Annotated in this window: 2 protein-coding genes; one reads left to right on the plus strand and one right to left on the minus strand. The window is 72.6% G+C overall.

The window, feature by feature from the left end; all coding sequences use genetic code 11:
• Positions 1-2,183 (plus strand): catalase (locus tag FOE67_RS15685; protein WP_182664731.1); only part of this gene is annotated, 2,183 nt, incomplete at its 5' end.
• A 109-nt stretch (positions 2,184-2,292) separates the two neighbouring features.
• Here the strand turns inward: FOE67_RS15685 and FOE67_RS15690 are convergent.
• The gene (locus tag FOE67_RS15690) at positions 2,293-4,974 is read right to left on the minus strand and encodes a glycoside hydrolase family 9 protein (RefSeq protein WP_323384967.1); all 2,682 of its coding nucleotides are present in this window, start codon (positions 4,972-4,974) and stop codon (positions 2,293-2,295) included.
• Positions 4,975-5,248 lie beyond the last annotated feature (274 nt).

The following is a 5,248-nucleotide window of genomic DNA, read 5'->3' on the forward strand; positions in this document are numbered from 1 at the left end:
CCCTGGAGGAGCCCACCGCCCCCCGCGAGCCGCTGCCGCCCAAACCGGACCAGAGCGAACCCGCCCCCGTCTCCCCGACCGGGCGCCGCTCCGGGGAGACGGGCGACCGCGCCCAACAGGGGGCCCGGCTGACCACCGCCCAGGGATTGCGTCTTTCGGACACCGACCACTCGCTGAAGGCGGGCGCGCGCGGCCCCGTGCTGCTGCGCGACCACCACCTGCGGGAGAAGATCACCCACTTCGACCACGAACGCATCCCCGAGCGGGTGGTGCACGCCCGGGGCGCGGCGGCCCACGGCGTCTTCCGCGGCTACGGCACCGCCTCGGACATCTGCAAGGCGGCCTTCCTGGCACGGGACGTGGAGACCCCGGTCTTCGTGCGCTTCTCCACCGTGCTGGGCTCGCGCGGCTCGGCGGACACCGTCCGCGACACCCGGGGCTTCGCCACGAAGTTCTACACCTCCGAGGGCGTCTTCGACCTGGTGGGGAACAACATCCCGGTGTTCTTCATCCAGGACGCGATCAAGTTCCCCGACGTCGTCCACGCGGCCAAGCCGCACCCGGACCGGGAGATCCCGCAGGCGCAGAGCGCCCACGACACGTTCTGGGACTTCGTCTCCCTGCACACCGAGGCGACCTTCCACACCCTCTGGAACATGTCGGACCGGGGCATCCCCCGCTCCTACCGGACGATGGAGGGCTTCGGCGTCCACACCTTCCGGCTGGTGGCCGAGGACGGCTCGACCACGCTGGTGAAGTTCCACTGGAAGCCGCGGCTGGGCGTCCACTCCCTGGTGTGGGAGGAGGCGCAGATGATCAACGGTTTCGACCCCGACTTCCACCGCCGCGACCTGGCCGACGCCATCGAGGCCGGGGCGCACCCGCAGTGGGAGCTGGGCATCCAGGCCTTCCCCGACACCCCGGAGCAGACCTTCGAGGGCATCGACCTGCTGGACCCGACGAAGATCGTGCCCGAGGAGCTGGCACCGGTGCAGCCGATCGGGCTGCTGACCCTGGACGCCAACCCCTCGAACTACTTCGCGGAGACCGAGCAGGTGGCGTTCCACCCCGGCCATCTGGTGCCGGGCATCGACATCACCGACGACCCGCTGCTGGCGGGACGGCTCTTCTCCTACCTCGACACCCAGATCACCCGCCTGGCCGGGCCGAACTTCTCGCAGATCCCGATCAACCGGCCGCACGCCGAGGTCAACGACATGCTGCGGGACGGCTTCCACCAGCAGGCCGTGCACCGGGGGGTGGCTCCGTACCACCCCAACTCCCTGGACGGCGGTTGCCCGTTCATGGCCGGCGCCGACGAGGGCGGGTACGTGGAGACCCCCGTGCGGGTCCCGGAGGCCCGCCAGGTGCGGGAACTGCCGGAGTCCTTCGACGACCACTTCTCCCAGCCCCGACTGTTCTGGCGGAGCATGTCGCCGGTGGAGCAGGAACACATCATCGGCGCCTACACCTTCGAGCTGGCCAAGTGCTACGAGCAGACGATCCGGGAGCGGACGCTGCGGGTGCTGGCCAACATCGACGAGCGGCTGTGCCGCGAGGTGGCGACCGGTCTCGGCCTGCCCGCGCCCGACCCGGACCCCCGGTACGCGGATGTCGCGCCGGAGCCGAGCCCGGCGCTCTCCCAGGTGGGGAAGACCTGGCCGACCGAGGGACGGATCATCGGGATCGTCGCCGACACCGGCGCCGACCTGTCCCGGGTGCGGTCGGTGCGGGACTCGATCCTGGAGGCGGGCATGGTGCCGCTGGTGATCGCGCCGACCGGCGGGCAGCTCTCCGACGGCGGGGACGAGGACCCGATCACGGTGCAGCGGACCTTCGTCACCGCGCGATCGGTGGAGTTCGACGCGCTGCTGCTGGCCGGGAGCGCGGCGATCGGCCCCGACGCCTCGGGGGCGCGCAGCGCCGGGGCGGGCGCCCCCATGGAGAGCGCCGGCGCCGGGATCGACCCCCGGGTGCTGCTCATGGTCTCCGAGACCTTCCGGCACTCCAAGGCCATCGGCGGCTGGGGCGGTGCCGACAACGTCCTCCGGGCGGCGGGGTGCTCCCCGACGGCGCCCGGCGTGGTGCTGGGTCCCACCCCCTCCGCGGTCCTGGAGGAGATGTCCGAACTGCTGAAGTCGCACCGGGTCTGGAACCGCTTCCCGGTTCCGGCCCCGGGCTGAGGCCGACGGCGGATCGGGGGAACACGACCCGCCCGCACCGCACGAGGGCCGGGCCCGTCGGGAAGAACGGGCCCGGCCCGGTCGTGTGCGGGGACGCCCCCGCCCCGGATCAGCCGGTGGAGCAGGCCGCGCCGCCCAGGGTGAAGGCGGTCGGATCGGCCGCCGCGGACCCGGCGGTCCCCAGGAAGCCGAAGCCGATCTCGGCCCCCGGAGCCAGGACGGAGTTCCAGGCGGCGGGACGGGCCACCACGTCGCGTCCGCTCTGGGTCACCTCGGCGCTCCAGGCCTGGGTGATCCGCTGGTCGTCGGCGAAGCTCCAGCGCAGCTCCCAGGGGGAGATGGCCTCGGCGCCGGTGTTGCGAACCCGGACCTCGGCGGTGAAGCCGCCGTTCCAGCGGTTGGCGGTCCAGGTGACCGCACAGGTCGCGTCACCGTTGTCACCGCCGCCGTTGTCACCGCCGCCGTTGTCGCCGCCACCGTTGTCACCGCCGTCGCCGGAGCCGGCGGCGAGGTCGTCGGCCCAGGACGCCATCCAGGCCAGCGGGGCGTTCCAGTTGATGGTGACCTCGTTGGTCGCGTAGGACTCGATGTGGTCGATGTAGCACATCGCCGGGGCGCAGCCGGTCAGCAACCGCTGGGCGATCGGGTCCTGAAGCGCGCTGTTGGGCCCGCCCGCCACCGAACCGGGCGCGGCGTGCGGCAGGTTGGGGTTCAGCTGCCGGGCCCAGTGCCGGTGGTGCTGGTTGTGCGCGTACCGCTCGCCGTAGCCGGTGACGTAGGAGAGGTTGAGCGGGTTGCGACCCAGCAGGTAGTCCCATCCGCCGAGGGCGGCGTCGCGGTAGGCGTCCTCGCCGGTCAGGTCGTGGGCCGTGGCCAGGACGATCATGTTGTTGAGGACCTGGCTGTTGGAGCCCCAGACATAGGTGGCGTCGAAGGGCAGGTCGTAGGCGGTGCCGGCGGAGTCGGCCGCGTACCGGTCGGCGGCCTCCAGCAGCAGCGCCCGGACCTCCGCCAGCTCGTTCTCGGCGAGTTCGTTGGGCACCACGGCGAGGTTGAGGGCCCCCAGCGCGGCCGTCTCGGCCCAGGAGAAGCCGCCGCGCGGGAAGGTGGCGTCGAGGTCGCCGTGGATCGGGGAGTCCAGGACGGCCGCCCGGTACTCCGCGTCACCGGTGGTGATGAACAGCTCCGCGGCGGCCCAGTAGAACTCGTCGGTGACGTTGTTGTCGCTGTAGGCACCGCCGCCCTGCCCGTCGTTGGGGCTCGCGTAGCGGGTGGGGTTGGCCACGGCGGCGTCCCAGGCCGACTCGGCGACCTCCAGGCAGCGTGCGGCGAAGTCGGCGTCGTAGGGCTCGAACAGCCGCGCGCACTGGGCGGCGGAGGCGGCGAGGTTGAGGGTCGCGGCGGTGGACGGCGGGGCCAACTCGCGGATCTGCGGGTCCTGGTGGGGCAGCATCGGCATGCCGGTCCAGTTGCGGTCGTGCATCTTGTGGTGCGCCATGCCGGCCAGCGGCTCGCCCTCGGGCACCTGCATCCGCATCAGGAAGTCCATCTGCCAGCGCGCCTCGTCGAGGATGTCGGGCACGCCGTTGCCGCGCTCGGGCACCCGCAGCGCGCCGTCGCCCAACGGCTCGTCGTTCGCGCCCTCCACGTGCAGGGTGCGCTCGAAGTTCGCCATCACCTGGGCCACGGAGATGCCGCCGTTGACGACGTACTTGCCGTGGTCACCGGCGTCGTACCAACCGCCGGTGAGGTCCAGGGTGTAGTCGCACTGGCCGGGGCGGCAGGGCACCGCGCCGTCACCCCGGTTGGGGGCGACGTCCACGTGACCGGCGGGACGGGCGTACTCCTCGCCGACGAGGTCGGCCTCGATCTCGATGCCGCTGCGGTTGTGGTAGAAGTACGCCAGCGCGTCCGACCGCAGGTCGGAGTAGAGGTCGTCGCCGATCGCGAAGGGGATGCTCGTGGCCCCGTCGACCTCGACCGTGTAGCCGGTGCCGGCCTCGTCCAGCTCGGAGAAGTCGAAGCCGTGGACGTTCTGCCGGGAGGTCGGGTCCTCGCCGAGCGGGGTGGTGGTGCCGCTCGCCACGGCCGAGCCGCCGGCGTCGCGCACGGTGAAGTCCAGCGGGCCGGTCGCGTCGGTGACGACGGTGCCCCGCTTGGGGCCCTCGGTGAGGTAACCCACCTGGTTGACCCGCACCGGTGAGCCGGTGTCGGGCTCGTAGGGCTGCTGCTCCGCCCCGCCCCGCAGCGAGACCTCCGAGAGGCAGAAGGTGAAGGGCTGGTCGCTGCCGCCGATCTGGTAGACGAGTTGGGCGGCGTCGTGGTCGGCGCCGGGGGTGAAGACGTGGGTGAAGGTCTCCGGCTCCGGTCCGATGACATCGACCGAGCCGAGTTCCTGGGTCCAGGGCTCCACGGGCAGCTGCACGTTGGTGCGGCTGACGATCGGCAGGGTGGACTCGGCGGTGAAGGTGAGGGCGTAGGTCTCGCCGGCCGTGAGCGGGAGGCCGTCCTGGCCGACGATGGCGTCCCAGGGTTCGACGGTGCCGCCGGGGATGTCGAGGCACAGCCGCCCGTCGGCGGCGGTCCCCTCGGTGTTGGCGGTCCACCACCAGCCGGTGGTGCCGGCGGAGAAGTCCCCGTTGACGATCAGCTCGGGCCCGGCGGGCTCCCCGGGCTCGTCGGCGAGGGCCGGGACGGCGAGGGTGCCGCCGAGGAGGGCGACCGCGGCGACGGTTCCGATCGCGCCTCGGCGCAGCCGGCGGACGGCCCGGGAGGCCCCGGGCGCGGACACCGCCGGGGATGTGCCGGGCGGCGCGGGGTCGGCCGGGATCGGGGAGGGACGATGGGGCACGGCTCGGTCCTTCCGGAAGACGGATGGTGGGGGGTACCGGCCGGGTTCCGGGGCGACACGGACCCACCCCGGGCCCGGCCCGACGGGATCCGAAGCGAATCACCATGGGAGCGCTCCCATGCCATCCTCGGCGCTTTGTTGATGTCCGGTCAACAATCGGGATCGAACGCTTTCCCCCGGGATCGCCCGGGGTCGATGGGCGAGCCCTCTCCCC

The sequence above is a fragment of the Streptomyces calidiresistens genome (assembly GCF_014141525.1).
Lineage (GTDB): Bacteria > Actinomycetota > Actinomycetes > Streptomycetales > Streptomycetaceae > Streptomyces > Streptomyces calidiresistens.